24 protein-coding genes and 1 tRNA gene are annotated in these 26198 nt (G+C 49.2%); 14 read left to right on the forward strand and 11 right to left on the reverse strand.

Annotated elements, in window-relative coordinates:
* Positions 1 to 59: 59 nt before the first annotated feature.
* Positions 60 to 989 carry a ring-cleaving dioxygenase gene (locus B160_RS0124875; RefSeq protein ID WP_018630676.1) on the reverse strand — a complete coding sequence of 310 codons (930 nt, stop codon included), beginning with the start codon at positions 987 to 989 and terminating at the stop codon, positions 60 to 62.
* Between the two features lie 235 nt (positions 990 to 1224).
* On the opposite strand from B160_RS0124875, the gene B160_RS0124880 reads away from it, so the two are divergent.
* Together B160_RS0124880 and B160_RS0124885 are read left to right on the forward strand one after the other, a co-directional pair.
* The gene (locus tag B160_RS0124880; protein WP_018630677.1) at positions 1225 to 1938 is read left to right on the forward strand and encodes a pirin family protein; all 714 of its coding nucleotides are present in this window, start codon (positions 1225 to 1227) and stop codon (positions 1936 to 1938) included.
* Between the two features lie 413 nt (positions 1939 to 2351).
* Entirely contained in the window at positions 2352 to 3293 is a 942-nt protein-coding gene (locus B160_RS0124885; protein WP_018630678.1) for a dihydrodipicolinate synthase family protein, read from the forward strand.
* A 493-nt stretch (positions 3294 to 3786) separates the two neighbouring features.
* On the opposite strand, the gene B160_RS0124890 is transcribed toward B160_RS0124885, so the two are convergent.
* Positions 3787 to 3860, reverse strand: a tRNA-Ile gene (locus B160_RS0124890).
* 216 nt (positions 3861 to 4076) lie between these two features.
* Between B160_RS0124890 and B160_RS0124895 the strand changes: the two genes are divergently transcribed.
* Together B160_RS0124895 and B160_RS0124900 are read left to right on the forward strand one after the other, a co-directional pair.
* Complete coding sequence (locus tag B160_RS0124895; RefSeq protein WP_018630679.1) at positions 4077 to 4826, forward strand: outer membrane beta-barrel protein; 750 nt, start codon at positions 4077 to 4079, stop codon at positions 4824 to 4826.
* A 95-nt stretch (positions 4827 to 4921) separates the two neighbouring features.
* Positions 4922 to 6868, forward strand: coding sequence for a heparinase II/III family protein (locus B160_RS0124900; RefSeq protein ID WP_018630680.1), 1947 nt, complete (start codon positions 4922 to 4924; stop codon positions 6866 to 6868).
* A gap of 29 nt (positions 6869 to 6897) precedes the next feature.
* Here B160_RS0124900 and B160_RS0124905 read toward each other — a convergent pair whose 3' ends face one another.
* Positions 6898 to 7242, reverse strand: coding sequence for a hypothetical protein (locus B160_RS0124905; RefSeq protein WP_026310010.1), 345 nt, complete (start codon positions 7240 to 7242; stop codon positions 6898 to 6900).
* A 138-nt stretch (positions 7243 to 7380) separates the two neighbouring features.
* On the opposite strand from B160_RS0124905, the gene B160_RS0124910 reads away from it, so the two are divergent.
* Positions 7381 to 8031 (forward strand): tetratricopeptide repeat protein, encoded by a 651-nt coding sequence (locus tag B160_RS0124910; protein WP_018630682.1) that lies wholly within the window; start codon positions 7381 to 7383, stop codon positions 8029 to 8031.
* Between the two features lie 162 nt (positions 8032 to 8193).
* Here the strand turns inward: B160_RS0124910 and B160_RS0124915 are convergent, their stop codons facing one another.
* Entirely contained in the window at positions 8194 to 9624 is a 1431-nt protein-coding gene (locus B160_RS0124915) for an Ig-like domain-containing domain (protein WP_040680480.1), read from the reverse strand.
* A 283-nt stretch (positions 9625 to 9907) separates the two neighbouring features.
* Here B160_RS0124915 and recR point away from each other — a divergent pair, with 283 nt between their 5' ends.
* The 3 genes from recR to metH all read left to right on the forward strand — a co-directional run bounded on the left by recR (position 9908) and on the right by metH (position 14669).
* A complete protein-coding gene (gene recR / locus B160_RS0124920; RefSeq protein WP_026310011.1) occupies positions 9908 to 10525 on the forward strand; it encodes a recombination mediator RecR in 618 nt (205 codons plus the stop codon).
* Positions 10526 to 10799: 274 nt separating this feature from the next.
* Positions 10800 to 11840, forward strand: a complete 1041-nt coding sequence (locus B160_RS0124925; protein ID WP_018630687.1) for a homocysteine S-methyltransferase family protein — start codon at positions 10800 to 10802, stop codon at positions 11838 to 11840.
* A gap of 84 nt (positions 11841 to 11924) precedes the next feature.
* Positions 11925 to 14669: a methionine synthase gene (gene metH, locus B160_RS0124930; protein ID WP_018630688.1), complete on the forward strand. Its 2745-nt coding sequence runs from the start codon at positions 11925 to 11927 to the stop codon at positions 14667 to 14669.
* A 108-nt stretch (positions 14670 to 14777) separates the two neighbouring features.
* Here the strand turns inward: metH and B160_RS0124935 are convergent, their stop codons facing one another.
* From B160_RS0124935 to B160_RS0124950, 3 genes are all read right to left on the reverse strand, one after another.
* A complete protein-coding gene (locus B160_RS0124935; protein WP_018630689.1) occupies positions 14778 to 16031 on the reverse strand; it encodes an ROK family transcriptional regulator in 1254 nt (417 codons plus the stop codon).
* Between the two features lie 381 nt (positions 16032 to 16412).
* The gene (locus tag B160_RS0124945) at positions 16413 to 16769 is read right to left on the reverse strand and encodes a septal ring lytic transglycosylase RlpA family protein (RefSeq protein WP_157558222.1); all 357 of its coding nucleotides are present in this window, start codon (positions 16767 to 16769) and stop codon (positions 16413 to 16415) included.
* Positions 16770 to 16809: 40 nt separating this feature from the next.
* On the reverse strand, positions 16810 to 17619 hold the full coding sequence (locus tag B160_RS0124950; RefSeq protein WP_018630692.1) for a 3-keto-disaccharide hydrolase: 810 nt from the start codon (positions 17617 to 17619) through the stop codon (positions 16810 to 16812).
* A gap of 395 nt (positions 17620 to 18014) precedes the next feature.
* Between B160_RS0124950 and B160_RS30100 the strand changes: the two genes are divergently transcribed.
* Together B160_RS30100 and B160_RS0124960 are read left to right on the forward strand one after the other, a co-directional pair.
* Positions 18015 to 18674: a phosphatase PAP2 family protein gene (locus tag B160_RS30100; protein WP_169540129.1), complete on the forward strand. Its 660-nt coding sequence runs from the start codon at positions 18015 to 18017 to the stop codon at positions 18672 to 18674.
* Between the two features lie 9 nt (positions 18675 to 18683).
* Positions 18684 to 20234: an ArnT family glycosyltransferase gene (locus tag B160_RS0124960; protein ID WP_018630694.1), complete on the forward strand. Its 1551-nt coding sequence runs from the start codon at positions 18684 to 18686 to the stop codon at positions 20232 to 20234.
* A gap of 7 nt (positions 20235 to 20241) precedes the next feature.
* Here the strand turns inward: B160_RS0124960 and B160_RS0124965 are convergent, their stop codons facing one another.
* Entirely contained in the window at positions 20242 to 20994 is a 753-nt protein-coding gene (locus B160_RS0124965) for an LOG family protein (RefSeq protein WP_018630695.1), read from the reverse strand.
* Positions 20995 to 21087: 93 nt separating this feature from the next.
* Here B160_RS0124965 and B160_RS0124970 point away from each other — a divergent pair, with 93 nt between their 5' ends.
* The 4 genes from B160_RS0124970 to B160_RS31250 all read left to right on the forward strand — a co-directional run bounded on the left by B160_RS0124970 (position 21088) and on the right by B160_RS31250 (position 23072).
* The gene (locus tag B160_RS0124970) at positions 21088 to 21858 is read left to right on the forward strand and encodes an exodeoxyribonuclease III (protein ID WP_018630696.1); all 771 of its coding nucleotides are present in this window, start codon (positions 21088 to 21090) and stop codon (positions 21856 to 21858) included.
* The gene (locus B160_RS0124975) at positions 21858 to 22172 is read left to right on the forward strand and encodes a DUF4286 family protein (protein WP_018630697.1); all 315 of its coding nucleotides are present in this window, start codon (positions 21858 to 21860) and stop codon (positions 22170 to 22172) included. Before B160_RS0124970 ends, B160_RS0124975 begins: the two co-directional genes overlap by 1 nt.
* Positions 22173 to 22473: 301 nt before the next feature.
* Positions 22474 to 22743 carry an HU family DNA-binding protein gene (locus B160_RS0124980; RefSeq protein ID WP_018630698.1) on the forward strand — a complete coding sequence of 90 codons (270 nt, stop codon included), beginning with the start codon at positions 22474 to 22476 and terminating at the stop codon, positions 22741 to 22743.
* Between the two features lie 209 nt (positions 22744 to 22952).
* On the forward strand, positions 22953 to 23072 hold the full coding sequence (locus B160_RS31250; protein WP_018630700.1) for a 30S ribosomal protein THX: 120 nt from the start codon (positions 22953 to 22955) through the stop codon (positions 23070 to 23072).
* Positions 23073 to 23153: 81 nt separating this feature from the next.
* On the opposite strand, the gene B160_RS0124995 is transcribed toward B160_RS31250, so the two are convergent.
* The 3 genes from B160_RS0124995 to pyrH all read right to left on the reverse strand — a co-directional run bounded on the left by B160_RS0124995 (position 23154) and on the right by pyrH (position 26120).
* Complete coding sequence (locus B160_RS0124995) at positions 23154 to 24401, reverse strand: PepSY-associated TM helix domain-containing protein (RefSeq protein ID WP_018630701.1); 1248 nt, start codon at positions 24399 to 24401, stop codon at positions 23154 to 23156.
* A 270-nt stretch (positions 24402 to 24671) separates the two neighbouring features.
* A complete protein-coding gene (gene pdxH / locus B160_RS0125000) occupies positions 24672 to 25319 on the reverse strand; it encodes a pyridoxamine 5'-phosphate oxidase (RefSeq protein ID WP_026310014.1) in 648 nt (215 codons plus the stop codon).
* 93 nt (positions 25320 to 25412) lie between these two features.
* Positions 25413 to 26120: a UMP kinase gene (gene pyrH, locus B160_RS0125005; protein WP_040680463.1), complete on the reverse strand. Its 708-nt coding sequence runs from the start codon at positions 26118 to 26120 to the stop codon at positions 25413 to 25415.
* Between the last annotated feature and the right edge of the window lie 78 nt (positions 26121 to 26198).

Below are 26198 nucleotides of genomic sequence, written 5' to 3' on the forward strand. Positions count from 1 at the left end.
ACGCATGAAAACTAAATGTTAAGCCGACATCCGCCTTATCCGCGGGGTTCCGGACCGTTTTATAATTCAGGGAGCACGGCTTCAATTTTATTCCGGGCCGGTTCATATTGTTTGGGAAGTTTTAAGGTCGTGCCCAGCTGATCCAGGGGCTCGTCGCGGGTAAAGCCCGGGTTGTCGGTAGCGATCTCGAACAATACGCCCCCCGGTTCCCGGAAATAAAGCGAATAGAAATAATCCCGGTCGATCTTTGGAGTAATGTTCAAGCCGGCTGTTGCAATTTTTTCCCTTAGTTCCATCTGTACTGTATCATCCTTCACTCTAAAAGCAATATGATGATTGGTGCCGGCGGCATTGCGCCCGTGGCCCGCTTTGGGATCTTCAATGATATCGATATAATTGGCGGTGTCGATGTTCTCATTTACAAACCGGTACCGGTTACCCTCCTGCACTGTTTGCCGGTAGCCCAGCAGGCCGGTCAGCACTTTTGCAGTGGGGGCCGCCTGGTGCAGGGTAAGGGTAGTGTTATGAAACCCCCTGGCGGCCACGTCTGCAGAAACAGATTCGGTGGTCCAGGGCACACGGTGGTCCGCTGCGGCGGGAATGATCAGGGAAAGCTGCAGCCCGTCCGGGTCGTTGAATGCCAGTTGCTGTTCTCCGAATATTGCGGCTTCTTCATACGCGATCTTGTTTTCATCAAAGCGATGCTTCCAGAAATCAAAACTTCCCTCCGGTACGGTATACCCGATATGGGTGGCCATCCCGGCGCCTGCGGTGCCCCTGCCGATTCCTTCCCAGGGAAAGAAGGTGAGGATGGTGCCCGGTGTACCGCTTTCATTTCCATAATAAAAATGATAGGTGCCGGGGTCATCGAAATTTACGGTCTTCTTTACCAGCCTTAATCCAAGGAGGTTTGTATAAAACGCATGGTTGCGTTTGGCATTGTCCGCTATGGCAGTGATGTGATGCAATCCTAAAACTTTATTTTCCATGATCGTGATTTTTTTTATTGATACACAAAGGTACCCCATAGAAACAGGGAGCCACTTGAAGTAGGTTAAGTGGTAATACAAGCCGGTGTTGTTATTTTGCAGTACTGTGGCGGGTCGCCGTTTACACGCCGGAACCCTGAACAACAAAGATAATGGCCGCTGATTCGCAGGTTTTTTATGACGTTATTTAACCGGCCCATCTGTAGTGTCGAAGTGAAATCTAAAAATAAAAAATATGGAGGTACAACATTTTAAAGCGGCTGAAAGGGGCGTCAAGGATGCCGGCTGGCTGAAAAGTAATTTTGTTTTCAGCTTCAGTAACTATTACAATCCGGTCAAAAGCGCGTTTGGCACTTTGTTCACATTTAATGATGATTACCTGGCGCCGGGCAAGGGCTTTGGCATTCACCCGCATGTAAATATGGAGATCATTTCCATATTGCTGAAAGGAAGGATGAATCATAAAGACACCCTGGGCTATGATACCGAATTTGAAGAAGGCGGGGTACAGATCATGAGCGCCGGTAGCGGTTTGCGGCATGAGGAATACAATATCGGGGAGGAGGAGGTGAATTTTTTACAGATCTGGATCTATCCCAAGCAACAGAACATTACGCCCCGGTATCAATATCGCAGTTTTCCGAAAGATGCACGGAAGAACAGGCTGGTGACCATCGTATCGCACGAAGAAGGGCAGGCCCATTGCTGGATCAACCAGAATGCCCGGCTGAGCCTGGGATATTTTGAAAAGGCGCACACAACCACTTATTCTTTTAACCCGGAGAATAAATGTCTTTTTGTATTTGTGATCTCAGGATCGGTTGAGGTAAACGGGGTGGAAGTTCCGCAGCGGGATGCACTCGGAGTATGGGATACCGGTACAGTGACCATCCGGTGCACGGATGAGAGTGAGTACCTGCTGATTGAAACAGTGATCAACCAGAAATAAAGCGTCCGGGCAGGCCTCCCGGGGCCACGCCTCTTTTAAATACCCTGTAGCCATTGGAAAACACCCACCGGTTCGCCGGTCACTATGCAATAGCCCTTTGCAGGATATCTGCACGCGAATGCTTCGCTGCGTGGATAGGCAAAATTCTATACTAATTTGGAAATATCCTACAACCTGACAGGAGCCATATGTAATAGGTTTGTAGTATGATTTTATAGCGCATTTATGAAGGATTGATCTAAAGATCTTGCCGGATGGCTTTAGAGCACCGGAAGATCTTTTCCCCTGTAGTCATGGCGGTGAAAACAAAGAGCACCTGGTCATACGGAGCGAGTGCTGGTTTTTCTGTGCGCCATTCAATGTACGGGGATATGTATTTGCGCGATAGATAATCATAATAAAATAAATGTCTGATGACAACAAAAAAGAAAGAATTTGTGCCGGTTATGCTGACACCGTTTAAGGAAAACGGTGCCGTTGATTTTGACAGACTGGCTTATCTTACGGAGCATTATCTGAGAGCGGGTGCAGGCGGGTTGTTTGCCAATTGTCTTTCGAGCGAGATGTTTGACCTGTCGGATGCTGAAAAGCTAAAGGTGATTGAGCAGGTATTGAATACGGCCGGAGGACGGGTGCCCGTGGTTGCTGCCGGTAACTTTGGGCGTACCATAGAAGCGCAGGCAGATTTTATAAAAAGAGTATATGACACCGGTGTACGGGCCGTGATCGTATTGGCCAACCTGCTGGCGGAGCAAACGATGCCCGGGCAGGTACTGGAAGACAATATAGACCGGCTGCTTTCATTAACAGGGAATATTCCGCTTGGTTTTTATGAATGCCCGGTGCCCTACAAGAGGGTCTTATCGCCCGTCTTACTGGGAAAGCTGGTAAGCACCGGCAGGGTCATTTATCATAAAGATACCAGTTTGGATATAGTGCAGGTAAAAGAAAAGAACCGGAGATGCGCCGGGTTCCCTGCATTTGGATTGTATGATGCATACATGGTGCACGCGGTTGCATCGCTGAGCTCCGGATCGGCCGGCCTTTCCTGCATCCAGGGAAATTACTTTCCGGAACTGGTGGTATGGTTGTGTAGGAATTATAACAACAGCCGCTTAAATGATGAAGTGCGGCTGGTGCAGCAATTCTTTATTGATGAAATGGAGGTGATGCATAAGGATTATCCGAAGGCTGCCAAATATTACCTGTGGAAAAAAGGTATGAATATATCGGTATATACCCGGATCTCCGGGAACAGCGAGGTAGATTATAGTACCAAAGAGGCGATCGATGGCCTGGATGCCCGCTACAGGAACCTGGTGCAGCAGATCTCCGGTGCGTTTCTCCACGCATGATAAGGTTGTATAAGAACAGGATAATAACCTGCGAAATGGGGGGGGCCTGTGCTTGTTTTATTGCCGGTTAAGATACCTGTCTTGAAAGCTCCGTTTGGTTGCCATAAACACGTGTAGACAGAGCCGTAAAGGGAAATTCTTTTTCATTTTATTAGCGCCTGTTAAACCGTTCGCTCAATACATGCGGCCGGGACAGGGCAAGTCGTGATTATTGAAATCTTCTGGTTGAAGCACAGCTCCGGGTTATTGTATTTATAATAGCCGGCAAACAGATCCCGAATATAAGATCTTCAAAAAAGAATTTTTCGGGTGTATCGCATTAACGGGACATCAATTTTTTTAAAAGCGTTGCGACTTATTACGTTGCTTTTGGTTCTTACCCCCTGGTGTCCTGTTTTTATATCGTAATCAGCACATTATACCAGCAGCGGAAATGTAGGGCAAAAGAAAAACAAAAAAGCAGCTACATGTTTGTAACTGCTTGATTTTTAGGTGGTCCCACCTGGGCTCGAACCAGGGACCCTCTGATTATGAGTCAGATGCTCTAACCGGCTGAGCTATAGGACCAATGCTGTTAACAGCAATAATATTTCAAAAGAACGGAACGCAATAAGATCAAGCCGGACGGACCGGTTCCCGCTAAAGGGAGGGCGAAATTAAACAAAATAATCATTCCACAAGCAGAAAATCTCCTTTTCAAAGAGAAAAGTTTTCAAAGATCATAGGGTTATTAACCTAATTTTAACCCAAAGACAAGCTATATTTGCGCAACTTAAAATATTTATGAAGAAAATAGTTCTATTCCTGGCTGCCAGCTTTTTATTGGGCGGGGCGCTGTACGCACAGGTTGATACAACAGCGGCTGCAGCGGCACTGGCTGCGAATCCTCCTAAACCCCAGAAGAAAAAGTATGATCTTAGCAAGCGGGCAAATGACCATTTTTTGCTTCAGTTGGGTTATACCAACTGGACAAGCCTGCCGGATAGCATTAAAACCGGGAACTTGCCCCGGAGCATCAATGCTTATTTTATGCTTGACTTCCCGTTTAAAAGCAATCAAAAGTTGAGTGCTGCTATTGGGCTGGGTATTGGCTCGGATCATATGTCGCTGGATAAGGACCTTAATTTTGTAAATGTAAAGGCCACATCCGCACGGCTCCCGTTTAATGACACCACCCGCTTTAATGCTAAGAAAACAAAGCTGTCAACGGCTTACCTGGAAGCTCCCGTAGAATTGCGTTTTGTTTCGGATCCCGAACACAGCGATAAAAGCTTTAAAGTGGCCCTGGGTTTTAAGTTCGGCACCATGATCAAAGCCTCTACAAGAACACGGGTGACCCAGTCCGGCGGAGACTATATACTGAAAGAATCCAGCAAACGCTATTTTAATACAACCAGGATATCAGGTACCGCCCGGATAGGTGTGGGGCATTTTACACTGTTTGGCTCCTACCAGTTCACCAAATTGCTGAAAGATGGTGTGGGACCAGAAATAAAACCGTACACCGTGGGCCTGAGCTTTGGCGGTCTGTAGCCTGTTTTAATTTTTTTATGAGCGGATCCCGATGGGTCCGCTTTTTTATTACCTTTCGTCAGAATGATGATTGCTGCATTCTTTAAAACAGGAATATGAAAAAGTTGATACAGGCATTGCCCAGGAAGATATCAGGCTTCCTGTTCCTTGCGATGCTGATGCCATCCCTCTGCTTTGCTTATGTAAAAAGAGATCTGCTGCAAAAGCAGGCCAATGTTCAGCAGATAAGGACAGCGTTGCTGCCCCGGGAACAGTGGATCCCTTACCCGGCGTATAAAGACCGGGCCGGGTGGAACCGGATGACGGGCTCTTATAAGCATGCTTTTATAGAGCGGGGGAATGCCGCCCTTACCTATCAATGGAAGGTCGTTAAGGCTACCGACTACCTGGAGTATTCGAGGAGCGGCTCGCGGGTGGTAATGGAAAAACCCTTCAATGAGAACATCACAGCCATCGTGAACCTGTTTGTAGCCGAGCTGGCCGAGGGAAAGGGCCGGTATCTTGATCAGCTGGCCAACGGGGTTTTCGCCTCCTGTGAAATGACCTCCTGGGCCTTGTCGGCCCACCTGAGCCTGCAATCGAGCAAGATACTTTTTCCGGATCACCGGGAGCAGATCATTGATCTGATGGCCGGGGATATCGGCTCGCTGTTTGCCTGGATCTATTATTATTTTCACAGCGAGCTGAAAAAGATCAACCCGTTGCTTGAGCTCCGGCTAAAGAAGGAGCTCGAAGACCGCATCCTGGATCCCTATATGAATACAGATCACCTCTGGTGGATGGCCTTCCGGTATAAACCCGGCGACCTGGTGAATAACTGGAATCCCTGGTGCAATTCCAATGTGCTGCAGACATTTGCCCTGATAGAAGACGATCCCGAAAAACTGGCCCGTGCCGTTTACCGTACCATGATGTCCGTAGACCAGTTCATTAACTATACCAATGAGGATGGTGCCTGCGAAGAGGGACCTTCGTACTGGGGGCATGCCGCAGGAAAATTGTATGACTATCTGCAATTGCTGTATGATATTACCGGGGGAAAGATCTCCCTGTTCGGAGAGCCGATCATCAAAAATATGGGGGAGTATATTTCCCGTGCTTATGTGGGCAACGGATGGGTGGTGAATTTTGCCGATGCATCGGCGAAGCTGCATCCGGATGCACCCCTGATCTACCGTTATGGCAGGGCGGTGAAAAGTATAGAAATGATGCAGCTGGCGGCCTTGCTCCGGCAGGACCGGAAAGAAAACCAGGCACCCTCTGAAGGAAGGGATGCGTACCGGTTGTTCCAGACGCTGCGTTTCGACGGCGATCTGGCAAAAAACACCCCGGCACACAACGCCCCGGCATTTACCTGGTACCCGCAAACAGAAGTTTGTTATATGCGGGATGGCGGGATGTTCTTTGCCGCAAAGGGCGGGCATAACAATGAAAGCCACAACCATAATGACGTAGGTACGTTCAGCCTTTATTTTGAGAATACCCCGGTGCTGATCGATGCAGGAGTGGGTACTTATACCCGGAAAACATTTGGTCCCGATCGTTATTCCATCTGGACCATGCAAAGCGCTTATCACAATGTTCCGGAGATCAACGGCGTTCAGCAGGCCTTTGGCGCAAAGTATAAAGCCCGGGATGCACGGTTTGATCCAGCAGCAAAAACATTTTCGCTGGACATCAGTAAGGCATACCCCGCAGCAGCCGGTGTCAAAATATGGGAGCGCTCATACCGGTTGAAAAAAGACGCATTGGAGATCCGGGACCATTTCCAGACAGAACACGCGCAAACCAGGAACCGTATTTATTTCCTGTGCTACGGAGCCGTAACAGAAACGGCACCCGGAAAAATAACCATCAGCCAGGGCAACAGCCGCTCGCAATTGCTGTACGATAGTGATTTGCTCACCGCTGCGATCGATACGGTAAAGCTGGATGACGCGCGATTGTCAAATGTATGGGGTTCCGAAATCTACCGGGTCGCATTGACTGAAAAGAGGCTAAGAAGCTCCGGCCGGTATGTTTATACGATCAGAAAACGGTGACCCCAAAAAGGGTACGGAACTTTTACTGATCAGAAGCCGTTTTCTTCAAAATAAAGCAATACGTGATCTTTTAAGAAGTTTTCCTGCTCAATCGGGTTCATGACCGGCATTTGCTTTAGCTGCTTAAAATGAGGCCAGCCGTCCTTATCCTTTCCTTCAAAGGAATAATAGCCGCTGGGGGTCAGCAGGCTGCAAACCGCAACGTGCATCAGCTCCTGTTTCTGTTCTTTTGAAAACTTTGGTTTGATCTGTCCAAATTCCTGGATGCCAATTAAGAACAACAGGGTTTCCATATCGGGTTTTTTCCCGAACCGTTCCACCAGCTTTGCTTCCAGGTTCCACCAACGCGCCTGCAGGTCGTCACTCATTATCATGCTGCAAAAATACGGCGTTATTAAATACCTGTGCACGGCCTTTTTGCGGTGGAGCGCAAACCTTATCTTTGCAGCCCCAATGGGGAGCTGTACCGGAACGGGCAGCACCTCCCGGCGGAGAAACAAAATCAAATCAGCATGAAAGCGTATAATTTTTTGATAAAGTACCGGTTACCGATCAGTATCCTCTTAATTCTTGCAGGCGTATATGTAAATTATGCCGGCAGCTTCTGGCCTGCCTTTCCGCTGTACCTGGTTGGTGTCGTTTTATTGTTCAGCCATTTTTTCTTTGGCCCGCTCCGTCTGATCCAGGACTACATGGAGAACGGCGACCTGGACGGTGCTGAAAAAGTATTGAACTCGATCCGGTTCCCCAACCTGCTTTATAAGCCCATCCGCTCCGTTTATTACACGCTGAAAGGGAATATTGCGATGAGCAAACAGGACTTTGACAGTGCCGAAACCATGATGAAGAAAGGCCTGGATCTGGGAATGCCTATGAAAGAAGCCGAAGGGGCCAGCCTGTTGCAAATGGGCATGCTGGCCATGCAGAAAGGCAATACCAGGCAGGGCGAAAGCTATATCCGCCAGGCCCTTCGCAAAGGATTGCCCGATAAGGAAAACGAGGCGGCGGCTTATCTTCAGATGTGCAGCATCATGATGAATAAAAGAGAGTTCCGGGCGGCAAAAGACTTTTTCCGGAAAGCAAAGGCCTGCAAACCCACCACACCGCAGATCGTAAGCCAGATCAAAGAGATCGAAAAATACATCTCCCGGATGCCGGGATAGTTAATAATTTGAAGATTTGGGAATTTGAGAATGTGGAAATTTGAGAATGAAGATCTTTTCCGTTGACAGGGAATAGCTGATCCATGGAAAATGCCGGGGACCGGTATCTGGTATCAGCCGGACCTGACCGGGAACCTCAAACTTCAGACATGGAACAAGAAACTATTTCGGCGGCGGCTTCAGGTTGATCTCGGGTTCCAGCAGCCAGTTTGCCTTAAAATTAAGCTTCCGGTCGAGCGGTACGATGATCTCCGGCTGAATATGTTTATCAAACGAACCGGGATCCCATTTTCCATTCCGGTTCTTGTCAAACAGCACCTGCAAATCATAATCCCCGGGTGTATAAAGATCAATTTCCAGGATATTGCCATTCAGCGTGTACAGTGGAAATGCGTTTTTCAGTGTGCTGCCCTGGGAAACGAGCAATACCGGGTGAACGGATGTGTCAAGGTTATTGAACGTGATCCGCGCCTGCCCGTAATCTTTACGCGATCTGGTAATGAACTTCAGCGTGTCGGGCTTCAGTAACCCGCGGTCCAGGCTGTCTGAAGCGAAATCCTTTGACAGGATCAGGTTATAAGGAGTGCCTTCCTTCCACTGGATATTCATCGTAAGGATTCTCCGGGTGCTGTCAAGCGTAAATTTATACCCTGTAACGGGGGTATAAGTGCTGTCAGTGGTCAGTACCATTTTTTCAGGAGCAAAATCCTTTAAAGCGGAAGGAAAAACAAACTGCAGCGGTGCCAGCAGGTCCTGTTGCTGTGCCTGCAGATTGGTCTGAAACTTCAGGCGCTTCTCTTTTTTATCCGGCTCTGTCTCAGTGCCGGCGCCGGCCTGCTTCTCGGCTTCTTCCTCGGCATATGCATATAGCCGGACGGGCGGCGGCGGAACGGTGCCTACAACAATAGCGGAATCTGCAAATGCAAAGACCTGCTGCTTACTGGTGTACATATACATGCCACCCTCGCTTTTTAATGCATAAAGCCGGTAGGTACCGGGCCTCAGGTAACGAAACAAAAAGTTGCCGGAACTATCCAGTTTGGCAATATAATCCGGGTTCTGCTTAAAAACGGCACTGTCTTCCAGGTTGGAGTGCAACATTACGGTTAATGTAGAGTCCGGCTTTACGGTCTGGGCCATTTTTACATTGCCGCTTAGCTGAAGCGAATCAAAATAGTCCCCGGTGCTTACCACGTAAAGCATATCCTTGGCTTTATTGCCCTCGGTGATGTCTTTGATCACGTTGGTAAAATTGAGCACGTAGGTGGTGTTTTCTTTAAGACTGTCCTTTAACCGTACCGTAACCGTTTTTAATTTGCGGTCCACCTGCGGTATATTTTTTGGAAGCGGGGATACGACCAGGTTTTGATACACATCGTTCAGATCCACGTACTCATTAAAATAAAAGGTGATCTTTTGCCGGTCAAAGTGTTTGGTTTCATTCGGGGGATCTGCCCGCACGATCTGGGGCGGCAGGGAATCCCTGGGACCACCACTGGGGGCAATAACATTGGCACACCCGCCACCGGAATAAATAAGCAGGATGACGGCTGCAGCAGCAAAAAACAAACCAGCGAGACTCTTTACTTGCATATGAATTGCAAACATAATTGCTTTTGCGGAAAATGAAACTTTCCCTGGTGCTTTGTGATTGTTAATATCTGTAAATTTTTATCCCGCTAACCAACTCTTGCTAACGGTTGTTCGTGTTTCTGCTCCCGGGGTCCGGTGAACAGCGGCGGTATCCCGGCCCTTATTGCCCTTCCGTTTGCCACGGAGCGGCCGGCATCAAAAAACAGATGCCTTATCTACAGCCGCAAAGTGATCGCATGCTGTAAAACTTTTGATACAGCCGCTCTTTTTTTATCTTTGCAGGATGCAGTTTTCTTCCGGTTTATTGGAATCAGCGGTAAATGAGTTTGCAAAGCTCCCGGGCATTGGCAAAAAAACGGCACTGCGGCTGGTATTGCATTTGTTACGCCAGGAGCCGGGGGTGGTCAGCCGGTTCAGTGAAACCATCGACCGCATGCGAAAAGAGATCTGTTTTTGCAAACGGTGCTTCAACGTGGCTGATGGCGATTTTTGTGCCGTTTGCTCCAACTCACACCGGCAGCAGCATACCATTTGTGTTGTAGAAACGATCCGGGATGTGATTGCGATTGAAACCACCCAGCAGTATAATGGTACCTATCATGTATTGGGCGGGGTTATTTCCCCGTTGGATGGGGTGGGCCCCGATCAGCTGAACATCGGCTCCCTGCTGCACCGGGTGGAGCACGAAAGGACCGAAGAGCTCATTTTTGCGCTCAACCCTACCATCCAGGGCGATACCACGATTTACTATATCCAAAAGAAGCTGCAGGGCAAACCGGTACGGATCACCACCATTGCGCGGGGAATTGCATTTGGCGGCGAGCTGGAGTACGCGGATGAATTAACGCTTGGCCGCAGCTTACAGAACCGGTTACCGGTAGAAAAATACATGAGCCGGTAGCCGGGAGGGTTTGAAGTTTCAGGTTTAAGGTTCGCTCCGGAACCGGGGATGACAGCTGAAGACCTAAAGTCCCGCTCAGTATCTCAATTCTCGATTCTCAGATCTCATATCCCGAAAATACCTACCTTTGCACCCGCAGGCGGATTTGTTTATTGTTCAGCCTGTTTAAAAATCTGAACTAATAAACGTTAGAATTCCCACCAAAGATTTCCCACGTTTATTTTTAGTTACAGATCCCGGTAATTTTTAATTACACGCGTTAAAATTTTGTACCATGAGCAAAATAAAGAAACTGTTACAACAGCGGATACTGGTATTGGACGGCGCTATGGGCACCATGATCCAGCGACACAAATTAACGGAAGCGGATTATCGCGGGGAACGGTTTAAAGACTGGCATACCGATGTAAAGGGCAATAACGACCTGCTGAGCATTACACGCCCGGACATCATCAAAGGGATCCATAAAGAATACCTGGCTGCCGGATCGGATATCATCGAAACCAATACCTTCAGCTCTACTTCCATCGCGCAGGCCGATTATGACATGCAATCCCTGGCCTATGAGCTGAACGTGGCGTCGGTAAAATGCGCCCGCGAGGCTATTGAAGCCTTCGTTGCGGAAAACCCCGGAACGGGTCCAAAATTCATTGCCGGCGCCATCGGCCCGCTGAATAAAACGCTTTCCCTGTCCCCGGATGTCAATAATCCCGGTTACCGTGCGGTAACCTTCGATGACGTGGTAAATGCCTATATTGAGCAGATCCGCGGACTGGTAGATGGTGGGGTGGATGTGTTACTGATCGAGACCATTTTTGATACGCTCAATGCCAAGGCCGCCATCTTTGCTGCAAAGCAATTCTTCCGCGATTACCCCGAAAAGGGAGAACGGTTCGGGAACGGGAGCGACGGTGCACCCGTTATGATCAGCGGTACCATCACCGACGCCTCGGGCAGGACCCTGAGCGGGCAAACCCTGGAAGCCTTTTACATTTCGGTAGCGCATGCCAGCCCGCTGAGTGTTGGACTGAACTGTGCCCTGGGCGCAAAGGAGATGCGGCCTCATGTGAGTGAACTGGCGCATTTAGCCGGTTGCTATGTGTCTGCCTACCCCAATGCCGGCCTGCCCAACGCAATGGGTGAGTATGATGAGCTGCCCGAACAAACAGCGGGGTTCCTTGAAGATTGGGCAAAGGAGGGCTATGTAAACATTGTAGGCGGATGCTGCGGTACCACACCGGAGCATATAGCGGCAATAGCCAAAGCGGTGAACGGAGTGACTCCAAGAGCGCTGCCGGTAGTGGAATACAGCTAAAGGCTCGTGCAGAACGGACAAATGATATTATAAAATCTTAGCACCACTTTGAGCCTTGAGCCTTTGTGGTCCAAATGAATGTTCATGTCAGAAATTACAAAGATCCATGCTTATTTAAGTCTTTCAGGACTGGAACCGTTGGTGGTACGGCCGGAATCTAACTTTATAAATGTTGGAGAGCGCACCAATGTTACCGGCTCCAAGAAGTTTGCACGCCTGATACGGGACAATAAATATGAGGAAGCGCTGAGTGTGGCGCGGCAACAGGTAGAGAACGGGGCACAGGTCATCGACATCAATATGGATGATGCCCTGCTGGACGGTGTGCAGGCAATGACCACTTTTATCAACCTGGTGCAAAGCGAACCGGATATTGCAAAAGTGCCGGTAATGATCGATTCTTCGAAATTTGAGATCATCCGGGCCGGGCTTAAATGTGTGCAGGGGAAGTGTATCGTGAACTCGATTTCCATGAAGGAAGGAGAAGAGAAGTTTATAGAACAGGCGGTCATTTGTAAGAGTTTTGGTGCTGCTGTGGTGGTAATGGCCTTTGATGAGCAGGGACAGGCCGATACCCAAGAGCGGAAGGTAGAGATCTGTCACCGCGCCTATAAGATCCTTACGGAAAAAGTGGGGATCCTTCCCCAGGACATTATCTTCGATCCCAATATTTTTGCGATCGCTACGGGGCTGGAGGAGCACAATAACTATGGTGTGGATTTTATTGAGGCGGTAAAAGAGATCAAGCAGCGGATGCCGGCCGTAAGCATCAGCGGTGGCGTAAGCAACCTTTCCTTCTCCTTCAGGGGAAATGAGCCGGTACGCGAAGCCATGCACGCGGTATTCCTGTACTATGCCATAAAGGCGGGGATGAATATGGGCATTGTGAATGCCGGACAGCTGGCGGTGTACGACGAGATCGAGCCACAATTGCGCCAGTTGTGTGAAGATGTGATCCTCAACCGGAACAATGAAAATAATGAAGCTACCGAAAAGCTGCTGGCTTTTGCAGAAACCGTAAAAGCATCCGGAAAAACAGAGAAAAAAGACCTGGCCTGGCGGAGCACTTCAGTGGAAGAACGGCTGAAACACGCACTGGTAAATGGTATCACGGATTATATCGATGGCGATACAGAGGAAGCGCGTTTAAAATACCCACGCCCGCTGGAGGTGATCGAAGGTCCGCTGATGGCCGGCATGGATGTGGTGGGAGACCTGTTTGGGGCGGGCAAAATGTTCCTGCCCCAGGTGGTAAAAAGTGCCCGGGTGATGAAGAAAAGCGTGGCCTGGCTGACGCCGTTCATTGAAGAAGAAAAGCTGGCGAACCCGGACATTGACGAGGAGGCAGCCCCCACCATTTTGCTGGCCACCGTAAAAGGAGACGTGCATGATATCGGCAAGAATATCGTAGGGGTGGTGCTGGCCTGCAACGGGTATAAGATCATTGATCTGGGCGTAATGGTGCCCACGGATAAAATACTGGACACCGCGGAGAAAGAAAAGGCAGATATCATTGGCCTCAGCGGCCTGATAACGCCTTCCCTCGATGAAATGGTGAACGTGGCGCATGAAATGCAGCGCCGGAATATGCCACAGCCGCTGCTGATCGGCGGTGCTACTACATCGCGCATGCATACCGCTGTAAAGATCGCACCACAGTTTGATAAAGGGGTCGTGCATGTGCTGGACGCCTCCCGCAGTGTGACCGTGGCGGGCTCCCTGTTAAACCCGGAGCAGAAGCCGCAGTTCCTGGAAAACATTAAGGCGGAATATACCAAGCTGGCAGCGGATTTTGCCAGCAAGAAAAAGGTGAAGGAGTTCCTGTCATTTGAAAACGCGCAGCAAAATAAGGCCGCCATTGACTGGACGGGGTTTGAACCGGTGCAGCCTTCTTTTACAGGTGTGCGCACATTTGAGAACTATGATCTGTCCGAAATCCGTAAGTATATCGATTGGCAGCCGTTCTTTATCTCCTGGGAGCTGCACGGTAAATTCCCGCAGATCCTGGAAGATCCTGTAATTGGAAAGGAGGCCACAAAACTGTATCATGATGCCAATAAAATGCTGGACCAGATCATTGCAGAAAAGTGGCTGACCGCACAGGGAACCGCCGGGTTCTGGCCGGTGCATAAGACCGCCGGTGATACGGTGCTGGTGCATAAGAGTGAAACGGAAACCATACCCCTGCAGTTCCTGCGGCAGCAGATAAAAAAAGCCGCCGGCCAGCCCAATCTGAGCCTGGCGGATTTTATATGCCCATCCCCGCGCAGCAGCGAAATAGCGGCAGATAACAATCTAAGTACCCCCTCCGGGGGACAGGGGGGCGATTTTATGGGTGCTTTTTCCGTAACCATTCATGGCATTGAGCCACACCTGGAACGGTTCATCGCCCAGAATGACGACTACAATAAGATCAACCTGCAGGCGCTGTCGGACCGGTTTGCGGAAGCCTTTGCAGAGTTGCTGCATGAAAAGGTGCGGAAGGAATTGTGGGGGTACGTAAAAGAGGAAACCCTTTCCAACGAAGAACTGATCCAGGAAAAATACCAGGGTATTCGCCCGGCGCCCGGTTACCCGGCCTGCCCGGATCATACTGAAAAGTATAAGTTGTTCCAGCTGCTGGGCGGGGAAGCGCAAACAGGCATTCACCTGACGGAAGCGCTGGCGATGTATCCGGCTTCTTCCGTTTGCGGCTGGTATTTCAGCCACCCGGAAAGTAAATATTTCGGCGTGGGCAAAATTCAGGAAGACCAATTCCTGGATTATGTACAGCGGAAAGAAATGCCGGAGGATGACCTGCGGCGCTGGTTACGGCCGGTACTGGAATAACGGCGCACCACTTCCCGGGCATGGATTCCGGAATTTTATATGGGCATCAGCCTGCCCCGGCTGTGGGATCGGTACAGATCATTTTAACTATAAAACAGGCTCTTGAGATTATCCTTCCAGCTCCTTCAGCAAAGAATCAAAGTAGTGATCAAAAGAGGCGGTAGCATATCCCAGCAGGCGCCCGTTCTTTCCCAGTTCCGAAGACACGATCGAGGCCTTTTCACGGATCTGTGTCATGCAATAAGTGTTGATGGCTTGTTGCATGGGTAAAGTGATGTACTGCCTGGCTTCTGCGATCTTGCCACCAAGCACGATCAGCTCCGGGTTAAACAGCTGGATGAGGGTGGAAATACCCTTGCCCATATTCGTGCCGATATTGGACAGCAATTTGATCGCATACTGGTCGCCCCGGTTGGCGGCCTTTATGACCACTTCCGCCTCTATATTATCGATCTCTTTTTCCGATAGTTCCGCCAGTATGGAGTTCTTGCCGGAGAGGATGCCTTCTTTGGCCATTTTGGCCAGGGCAAGGCCCGATGCAACCGTTTCCAGGCAGCCATGCTTGCCGCAGTAACAGAGATCGCCGTTATCAATAAAAGGGATATGACCCATCTCCCCGGAGAAGCCCGAAGCGCCCTGCCGCACCCTTCCGTCCATAATAATGCCCAGTCCTACGCCCCAGTCCATCAGCAATACGAGCGCATTCTTCTTTCCCAAGGCCTGTCCGTGCCGCAGCTCGGCCAATGCCGTTCCTTTTACATCGTTCTGCAGTACCACAGGGAGGTTGAATTTTTCTTCAAAAGAGCGCTGCAGGGTTTTTCCCGGCGCATCGCTGGTAAGGTAGCTGTAGTTCTCGCCTTTAAAGGAGTCTACCAGCCCCGGCATTCCGATGCTTACGCCGATGAGGCGGCTTTTGTCAATACCCGATTGCTCCAGCAGCGCAACCGCCATCTGGTGTACCTGGTCTATTTCCTGGCGGTCTTTGGACAAGGTATGTGCCGTGGTAACAATGGGCGTGCTTTCAATATGGGCATTGTCCATGATCACCATCTTTATGCTGAACAGTTCAATGTCAATGCAGAGTGTGTACAGCGACCCGGGTCTGAGACCAAAAAGGTCGGGCTTTCTGCCGCCCATCGACTTTCCAAATCCTCTTTTTTCGATCCAGTTCTCCCTGTTCAGTTCCCCCAGTAATTTAAGCGTGGTAGGTGTGCTGATGGCAAGCGCTTTACAGATCTCTCCCACCGAAGCGGCATTCACCTCGTATAAATACTGAAGCAGCCGTACCTTAAAAAGATATTTCTTCCTGCTTTCCGAAAGCAGCAGAGGTTGTTCACGCTCTGCAATCGTTTTTGATTTCATGATCAGTCTGTTTTCGTTATCCTCCCGAAAATAGATAAACTTATTTTAAAAATTTAGTCAAGAAAAAAAAATCAAACAAAATTTAGGCAAAAAAGAAAGAGTAAATGTTTTTTTATCTGGATGGGAGATGGTATTGCTGAAATAAATATAGCTACGGGAAAAGTTTATAAGGTGGTTTTTTCCCGATGGCCGCGCAAAACTTTTATGCAGCAGGTCCCGGGATAAGCATTATTTTTATATGCGAAAGCTGCATTCGAATCCCTCTCTTGAAAACAAATAATTGATTATCAAATAGATGTACGTATTTGTGCGTCCGGGCTCCGGGTAATGCGCCTGTCCGGATCCTCTAAACCCATGCCGCCGGAGTTATAAGCCCGGCGGCTACTTTTTTTTGTAGGTTATTTTTACCGGTACAACTCCATCGTTGAGCATCCCGATCTTTCTTGCCGGCTTTTTGCTGAGATCAATGATACGTCCCTGCACAAATGGTCCGCGGTCATTGATCCTTACGGTCACTTTCCGGCCGTTTTTCAGATTGCGCACCCTCACTTTTGTACCAAAGGGCAGGCTCCGGTGCGCTGCGGTCTTTTTATTTTGACGGAAAACTGCACCACTCGCGGTTTTCCGGCCTTTAAAAACATCGGCATAATAAGAGGCTTTCCCGGTTTCTGTAACCTTCCTGCTGCAGGAGGCCAACGTCATGAGGAACAATAAAAGTATAAAGAGGTGGCGCATCATGCGGATATTTGCCTGCCGGCGTATGCGTATTTAACCTGACCTATTTCTTAGCCGCTCCGGATCTTTTTTTATAGTAGGGGCTCAGATCGATGATCTCTACTTTCCTGAATTCTACCGGGTGTCCTTCGCTTTGAAGGGATATATAACCGGAATTCAACAGCTGGCCATCTTTTTTTGCAGCCGGGTCAAAATGTGTTACGCTGCCGCCCCCAACCTGGGGTTTCTGATATACCAGCACCGTATCGCCGTTAGCAATATGTTTGATCACCGAATCGCCCAGCACCAGTATTTCTGCGCGTACCCATGTTTCATTGCGGAAGGTCTTCGATGTGGAGTTGATGCAATGCTGTGTGACCAACTTTCCGTTCATTTCCACATTGGTACCGGGAGTGCATAAATTACAGGTGGTTCTTTCTCCCGTACTGTCGCCCCCCAGCAATTGTACTTCGATCGAAATAGGAAAATCCTGGTCCTTGCCCATGGTGGCCGGTGGCTGGCAATGGATCATAACGCCGCTGTTCTTGTAAGCCCAGCCCGGCGCGCCGGTATTTTGTTTGCCTACAAAACGGTATTCAACAGCCAGCAGGTAATAGGAGAAGGGCGTTTTATAGAACAGATGACCAAAGCGGTCATCAAAGGTTTTATAATGGTCATAGTTAACGGTTATCTTTTTATCGACCACCCGGAAGGTATTCCCGAAATTATCACCATAGGCATAGCCGGTGATCTTGGGTGTCCATCCGGAAAGGTCTTTTCCGTTAAACAACTGCACCCATTTCCGCGGAAATTTTTCCTGTGCATTGGAACAGAAAGCGACAACTGAGAAGAGAACCACGAAAAGGATCCGCATAGAGACTAAATTTTTTTTAAAAGATATCGGGCGTTTAAAGGTACTATTTTACTGCGAGTTCCATCCGTTTCTTTGTGCGGAAACCAGGGCAGACGCATTCCATCTCCAAAATAGCCGGGAAGCTGGGGAAAGCTGGAAGGGTTTATATATCATCGATAACAGCTTACCGCCTTTGCACCTCGCAGGCTCCAAAAAATACGTTTCACAGGGCCGGGCTGACCGCTCTTGTATATATTTAAATGCGTCTGCCCGGATGTTGCCATGTGCAGATCCTGTGCGCTTTCCGCATTCAGTTGGTGCGATGCGGCAGGCAACGCTTTACCAATTTGTTAAGTTTCCGGAATTCATACAGAGGCAATATTGGAGGGATAGATTTGACGGCAAATACCCCGCATATGCAGTACTTCCGGAGTCTTATCGATCAGAACAGGACATTTGCCGGCTTCCTGTTGCTGTTTATCATTGGAGTGGCCTTCCCCAGCATACTGATACGCAAAGAGCATAGTTTTTTCTGGCTGAATTTTTTTCACTGCAAGGCGCTGGATGATTTTTTTACGGTCTATACCTATATCGGCGACGGGTTATTCTCCCTCTTCCTGGTATTATTCCTTTTTTTTCTCAACAACCGCTTACTGGCATTCCGCATCTTGCTGGCCTTCCTGGTCTCCGGCCTCATCGCGCAGCTGTTAAAAAAAGCAGTGCATTTGCCAAGACCCATGGCGGCATTGGGAACGGAAACCTACCATCATTTTATTGAGGGCGTTACGCATTCAGGTTATAACAGTTTTCCATCCGGGCATACAACGTCTGCCTTTGCGCTGGCGCTGCTGTGTTGTTTGCATATCCGGCACCTCGGGGTCCGGTTGCTGCTCTTTTTTCTGGCCTGCATGGCCGGGTACTCGCGGATCTATCTGGGGCAGCATTTTTTGCCGGATGTGTTTGCCGGAATGCTGATCGGGGGAACTACCGCCGTTATCGTATATGCATTTGTACAATGCCCCTTCTGGCTCAGAAAAAGAAGGACGTTGCCCGGCGGAGACGGTGTGCCGGCTTAAATGGTCTTTATGAAGCCCTTTCAGAAAAAGGTGGGGTATCTTATTGCGGGTGTTGTTTTCAGTAAGCTGCTGTTATCTGCAGTTTTACAGCTGGGGAATGACGAAGTGTATTATCTCACATACGCACAACAGCTGCAGTGGAACTATTTTGATCATCCTCCGTTGACTGCCCTGGTCATCAAATGTTTTTCGGCAAACCTGCTGCTGCGGCACGAGGTATTTCTGCGTTCGGGCTTTATTGCGATCGGTGGTATGCAGATATGGCTGATGTTTATGATCGGCCGGAAGCTGGGCGATGCTTATACGGGCTGGATAGCGGCGCTGCTTTTTACCGCATCGGTTTACGGCAGCATGATCAGCGGGTTTATGATCATGCCGGATGCCCCTTTGTTATTGTTCTGGTTGTCCGGAATACTGCTGGTGCTGCACCTGGATGCCTGCACAGAGCGGCGCCGGCGCCACGGGTTATGGCTGCTTTTTGGCCTGGCGGGTGGTCTGGCGGTTATGAGCAAAGTGAGCGGCGTCTTATTATGGGCCGGGCTGGGCTGCTATATGCTCTGTTGCCGGAGCGCCTGGTTTAAAGAACCGGGCATGTATCTGTCGCTGCTGGTTACAGCCGTTATTGCCGCTCCTATTGTGTTTTGGAACCTGAACAACGGGGGTGCCGGAATCGGGTACCATGCAGACCGGGTTGCCATCCACCATTTTCCGGTGCGCGCAGATCGCTTTTTGCGGGAGGTATTGGGTGAAATGGCCTATAATAATCCCATTTGCTATATCCTGGGTTTTGCCGGAGCGGTCTGCTGCTGTAAAAACAGGTTGCTGCCGCGGAAACGGCTGCTGCTGTTATTTTGCTTTATCGCTCCCCTGCTGCTGCTTGTATGGTTCTTTTCCTGGTTCCGGGAGGTGCTTCCCCATTGGACGGGACCGTCCTGCGTATTATTGTCGTTTTTTGGTGCCGTCTATATCGCACACCGTTACCGGGAAAAGGTACTGTGGCCCCGGGTGGTAAAATGGGCCGGTGCGCTCACTGTTGCCGGTGTGCTCCTGATTACGGCGGCTTCATTCTTTTTGCCGGTTGCTTTTCATCCGAAGGAGGCTTTAAGAACAGGAAAGGGCGACCTGACGCTGGATTTCACCGGATGGAAAGCCTTTGCCCGCCATTTTGATGCGGTCTATCGCCGGGATATTGCCCGTGGAGTGATGAAGCCGTCTGCTTTTATTCTTTCCGATTACTGGTTTCCTGCCGCCCATATGAACTGGTATCTTTCCGGAAAGTACCATTATCCCTTTATGGCGATTGGCCCTTTAAGGGATATCCACCAGTTTGCCTGGCTCAACCGGCAGCGCCCCGGGTTGAAAGCGGGGGCCGATGCGTACTATATTACGGTGTCCAATTATTACAGGAAGCCCGGGGACCGGCTGATCCGCAGTTTTGATAGGGTGGAAGGAACGGAGACCATTCCTCAGGTCCGGATGGGGCAGGTGGTGCGGTATTTTTACATCACCCGGCTACGGCATTATAAGGACGGTATCGGGCCTTCCGGCGTAACGGATTAAGGAGCCGCTATCGTTTTTCAAACAGCCAGGGCATCCGCCATTTTTTCTTTATTATTTTATAGTTTGTAGTGATGTACTGGCTGATGTGGTGCATGGCTTCGTCCATGTCGTCCGTCAGCAGTACCAGGTTCAGGTCTTCTTTAGAGATGGTCCCTTTAGCTGCCATGCCTTCTATAGCCAGCATCAGTTCCTTATAAAACGCTGTTCCAAACAATACGATAGGGAACTGTGTAATGGTCTTGGTCTGGATCAGCGTTACGGTTTCAAAAAATTCATCCATGGTGCCAAACCCCCCGGGCATGATGATAAAAGCGTAACTGTACTTGACCAGCAATACTTTACGAACAAAGAAGTGCTCGAAAGTCACTGCTGCGGTCAGGTACTTGTTGTAATGCTGCTCAAAGGGCAGCTTAATATTACAGCCAATGGATTCGCCTCCGTTTTCAAAAGCACCCCTGTTTGCGGCCTCCATAATGCCCGGCCCGCCCCCCGTCATGGTGGTGAAGCCGAGTTCCGCAATCCTTTTTCCAAATTCTTCCGCCTGTTTATAAAAAATATGATCTTCGCTAAAGCGGGCAGATCCGAAAACGGTAATGCAGGGGCCTACAAAATGGAGGGTCCGGAATCCTTTTAAAAATTGCCACAATACATGAAAGGCAAAACCCAGTTCATAGGTCCTGCTTTTGGGTCCGTCTAAATAAACGTGCTCTTTTGCCGGAATGATCCGCTTGATCCTCCTGCTCTTTTCCTTTGCGTTCATATGCTCTTTTATCAGGGATACGAATATAATCTATATATAATTTTTTAATAGCGAAATCCTTTTATTTTTGTTTTGTTTAATCAACTGTACTCTATGCGTATTATAAGCTATAATGTCAATGGGATCCGTGCGGCAATAAAAAAAGGTTTTCTGGATTGGTTAAAGACCGATCCGGCCGATGTTATTTGCGTGCAGGAAACAAAAGCAACCCGGGAAGATATAGACACCCGGCTGTTGCAGGAACTTGGGTATGAGGATCACTGGTTCTCTGCCCAGAAAAAAGGCTACAGTGGTGTGGCGGTGTTTACAAAGATCAGGCCCGACAATGTTTTTTATGGGACCGGCCATCAAACCAGCGATGAGGAGGGGAGGGTGCTGCAGTTGGATTTCGGGGATCTGCGCCTGATCAATGCCTATTTCCCAAGCGGCACCAGCGGTGATCTGCGGCAGGCATTTAAATATATGTGGCTGGATGAGCTTTATACTTACCTGGACGGCTTGCGCAATACGCATCCGAAGCTGGTGCTTTGCGGCGACTACAATATTGCGCACGAAGCGATCGATATTCACGATCCGAAGGGGAACAAAAAATCGTCAGGGTTTCTTCCGGAGGAGCGGGAATGGATGACCAGGTTTCTGAAGAACGGGTTTAACGATACGTTCCGGATGGTGCACCCGGATGTGCCGCACCGGTACAGCTGGTGGAGCCAGCGGTTTCCCTCGGTACGGCTGAACAATAAAGGATGGCGTATCGACTACATCACCGTTAGCGATGCATTAAAGAAAATGGTGGCGGATGCGGAGATCTACCCGGATGTAAAGCATAGTGACCACTGCCCTGTTTACCTAAAACTGAAGATCTGATGAAACCGGCTTACGTATGGAATATTACCACTAAAGTAACTTCGGAGGTGCACGAAAGCTGGCTGGTCTGGCTAAAAAAAGTGTACATCCCCTCATTTCTGGCTACGGAATGCTTTTACGATGCAATGATCCTGAAATTAATGGGTCAGGAACACGACGGGGATCTTACCTATGCCGTACAGTTTTATGCCCGGTCCGCAGCGGATTACCAACGGTTCGCCGGGGAGCACTATACAGCATTGAACGCGCAAATGAAGACCACCTGGGGAACGGATTGCTATAGTTTTGATTCGGCTTTGGAGGTTGTGAATTGAATGTGCATAACATTTTAGAGGGGTGGCGGAATGTTTGAAATAAGTTGTATATTCCCTGAAAGCCTTATTCAGTGGGGATTTCAGGCGATGGAAGCCTGAAACGCCTTTCTGTAAAGGGTTTGGAAGGAATTGTACATTCAGGGCCTGTTGTTTCCGGAAAGGTTTTTTTGCTGGAAGTCTTGTCAGGAGCGGGTTTTCGTGGTAATTAAATAAATGAAAAAGTTGTAAAGTTTTTTGCTACTGTGATTAAAAACCCTCTAATTTTGTTTTGTTATAAAAAACACTCATTAAATAATTTATTATGAACAAAGCAGAATTGATCGACAAGATATCCGGAGACGCCGGTATCACAAAAACACAGGCAAACACAGCTTTAGATTCTTTTGTAGAAGCGGTGACAAAAACATTGAAGAAAGGCGATAAAGTTACCCTGGTAGGCTTTGGAACATTTTCTGTAACCAAAAGGGCTGCCCGTAACGGCCGCAACCCTCAAACCGGCGCTGTAATTAAAATTAAAGCGAAAAAAGTTGCCCGCTTTAAAGCTGGTAAAGAGCTCGCTTCTAAGATCTGACGGCTTGCTGAAAAGAATGGATGCCCCGTAAGTCAAATTGCGGGGCATTTTTTATGACCTTACGGTTAAATCGAAACGGCCTGCCATGTAAAATGGCAAGGACACAGCGCTTCATCAGCGCGCGCAGCCTCCGCTTTCCCGGATCGCTGCGTTCCATAAAAATGTAAGGCCAAAAGCCAGGAAACCGTACATTTGCAAAAATTTAAACCATGGGAAGAGGAGATAAAAAAACAGCAAAAGGAAAACGCTTTAAGGGTTCATTCGGCAAAAGCCGCCCGGCCAATCCTAAAACGGCAAAAGCCCCCGCAAAGAAAAAAGAAGAGGCTTAGCAGGATCGATGGTTTGTAGATCGTGGATCATAGGCATGCTATGAACCATGATCTATAGGCTATGGACCCGTAGTGATCTGCTCAGACAATTGGTTTGGGCTTTTTCTTTTTCCGCCTTCTGCCATACCACACCAGGAACCCTGTTACGGGAAGGGAGGCGCAGATCAGGCTGGCAATAAAAGCAATGATCTTTGTTGGCAGCCCCAGGATTGCACCTACATGCACGTCATAATTGGCCCCAATGGCTTTTTCGCCAAGATTTTTTTCCCTGTGATTATAGTTTTTTAAAAGCGCACCGGAGTTTTCGTCAAAGATCAGCTGGTGCATGATGTGGTAGGAGTACCCCAGTTGTTTTACGTACACAGAAAAATTCGGATGTTCGTGGCTGTCCAGGTGTTCATTTCCCAGGTCTACGGAGTAGCCGAACGCGGTCGGGTACAGGGCTTCTACCTGCCGGCCGATCTTGTCCAGGGTCTGTTCATTGCGCAGGCTGTCCGGCGCCGTGGTTACGATACCCGAAAAGTCGGGCATGGTGGTTTTGCCGCCGGAGAAGCTGAAATAAATGGCATTCTGCACAAAAGTGAATGCATAGAACAGGCCGGTGATGGCAACGATCAGGGCAATAAAAGAGGCATAGAATCCCAGGATGCTGTGGAGGTCATAGTTTTTCCGGCGCCAGGCGCGTACATTCTTCCACTGGAACCAGAAGCGCTGCTTCCGGGCTTTTTTGTTTTTGGGCCACCAGAGAATGATCCCGGTGATGAGCATGACCAGAAAAATAAGAACGGGAATACCCACCACATATTTCCCCCAGCCGCTGTTTAGCAGGAAACTCCAGTGAATGATCTTGACGATATTGAAAAAGCCGTTCTTTTCGTCGTAAACGGCCAGCACTTTTCCGGTAAAGGGGTTTACATAAGCGGTTTTATAGATGATGTATTCATCAAAATAATTCCATGCGCCGGGATCGGTTTCGTAATAGTAGAACTGGTAGGAACGTTTTTTATCCATCGGCACGTCCACCCAGTGTACATTGTATTTTTCATGACATTGCTCCTGAACTTTTGCTTCCAGCACCCGTAGCGGAAGGATGGTTTTGCTTTCGATGGAAGGCTCCCCGTGAAAAATGGCCTGTTTGCGGAGCTGGTTCTCGATCTCATCTTTAAATACATACAGGCAGCCGGTAATGGAAATGATGAACACCAGTATGCCGATGATCATTCCCAGCCATAAATGCAGCCGCGAGGCCCATTTCTTTAAAATACCTGGTGCTTTCTTCCCGTTCCGGCTTCCCTTTGGGCGGGGCACGGAAGCTTTATCTGTATCCATAATCAAAACAAAAATCGGTTACAATACCGCAATTTCTTTTCTTAATCCGGAGTTTTGTTTACGAGATCGGGAATTTTTCCGGTGGATCGGAAATCAGCCGCAGCAGCTTTGCCTTTGATCATTAAATTCTTAAAACCAACTGGACGCATATGCGAAGCTCGGAAGCGGTCTAAAGTGATCTCCCCGTCACCCTAAAACGGCCTGTGGCAGCCCCGCTACCGGAACAGGGTCAGAGGTGCCCGGTTGATTATCGTCGCGCCCCGAACGCGCCTATGGAGCCAGCCGCTCCATCTTCCATCGGCCATCCTCTTGCGCTGTATAACGCAAACGATCGTGCAGGCGGCTGGGCCTTCCCTGCCAGAATTCAATGGCAGTGGGGGTTACCAGGTAGCCCCCCCAGTGATCGGGTCTTAAGATCTTCCGGCCGGAAGCAATGCCGTCGGTAAGGTCTCGGGTTTGCTGGTCCAGGAACTCCCGGTTGGGGATCACGGCACTTTGGGGAGAGGCAACGGCGCCGATCTGGCTTCCTGCCGGCCGTGAGTAAAAATACCGGTCGCTCTCTTCTTTTGAAACTTTGGAAACCGTTCCGGTTACCCGTACCTGCCGCTCCAGCTCCTTCCAGAAAAAGACCAGGCAGGCATTCGGGTTCTCTTCCAGCTCTTTTCCCTTCCGGCTCTGGTAGTTCGTAAAAAAAACAAAACCCTTATCGGAAATACCCTTCAATAAAACGATCCTCGCATCGGGGATACCATTGGCATCAGCAGTAGCCAGTGTCATGGCGTTTACTTCTGAAAGCTGGCTTTTTATGGCTTCCTGCCACCAGCTGTTGAACTGGCTGATGGGGTCTGCCGCCACATCGGTTTCCGACAGGCTTTTTTTTGAATAGTTGATCCGGATATCGGCAATTTCCTGGTTCATGATCGCATAAATGAATATAGGGGTAAAGATGGATCCCCGACGGGTAAATGAATACGGGGCGGCTGACATCCGGTGCTCGGGACCGGCCGCCTGCTAATGGATCAGCGTACCGATCTTTTCCCCTTCCACCAGCCGTTTAAGGTCTCCCGGCCGGTTCATGTCAAATACAATGATGGGCAGGCTGTTTTCCATGCAAAGGGTAAATGCCGTCATGTCCATAATGCGGAGGTTCTTTGTCAGGCATTCCTGGTAGGTCACCTCGTCGTATTTGGTAGCGGTCGGATCCTTCTCCGGATCGGCGGTATAAACACCGTCTACGCGGGTTCCTTTCAGGATCACGTCCGCGCTGATCTCGATCGCCCGCAGTGAGCCCGCCGTATCGGTAGTAAAGTAGGGATTTCCGGTACCTGCACCAAAGATCACCACGCGTCCTTTTTCCAGGTGACGGATGGCCCGGCGGCGGATATAGGGCTCGGCGATCTGCTCCATTTTTATAGCACTTTGCAGCCGGGTGAACAGACCGATCTTTTCCAGTCCGGCCTGCAGCGCCATTCCGTTGATCACGGTGGCCAGCATGCCCATATAGTCGCCATGGGCACGTTCAATACCGGTTTCTGCTTCGTTCATTCCCCGGTAAATATTTCCGCCCCCAATCACCAGCGCTACTTCAACACCCAGGTCTGTTACGGATTTGATTTCGCGGGCATATTGCGAAATAACCTCGGAGTCCATTCCAAAATTTTTGTCTCCCATTAATGACTCTCCCGAAAGTTTCAACAAAATCCTCTTATACTTAGGCATGAATATTCTTTTTGAATGAAGGTGATTATTTGACGCAACGAAGATACTGTTTCAGACAACATTTCTTATGGGTTATTT

This window comes from Niabella aurantiaca DSM 17617 (assembly GCF_000374125.1).
Classification (GTDB): Bacteria; Bacteroidota; Bacteroidia; order Chitinophagales; family Chitinophagaceae; genus Niabella; species Niabella aurantiaca.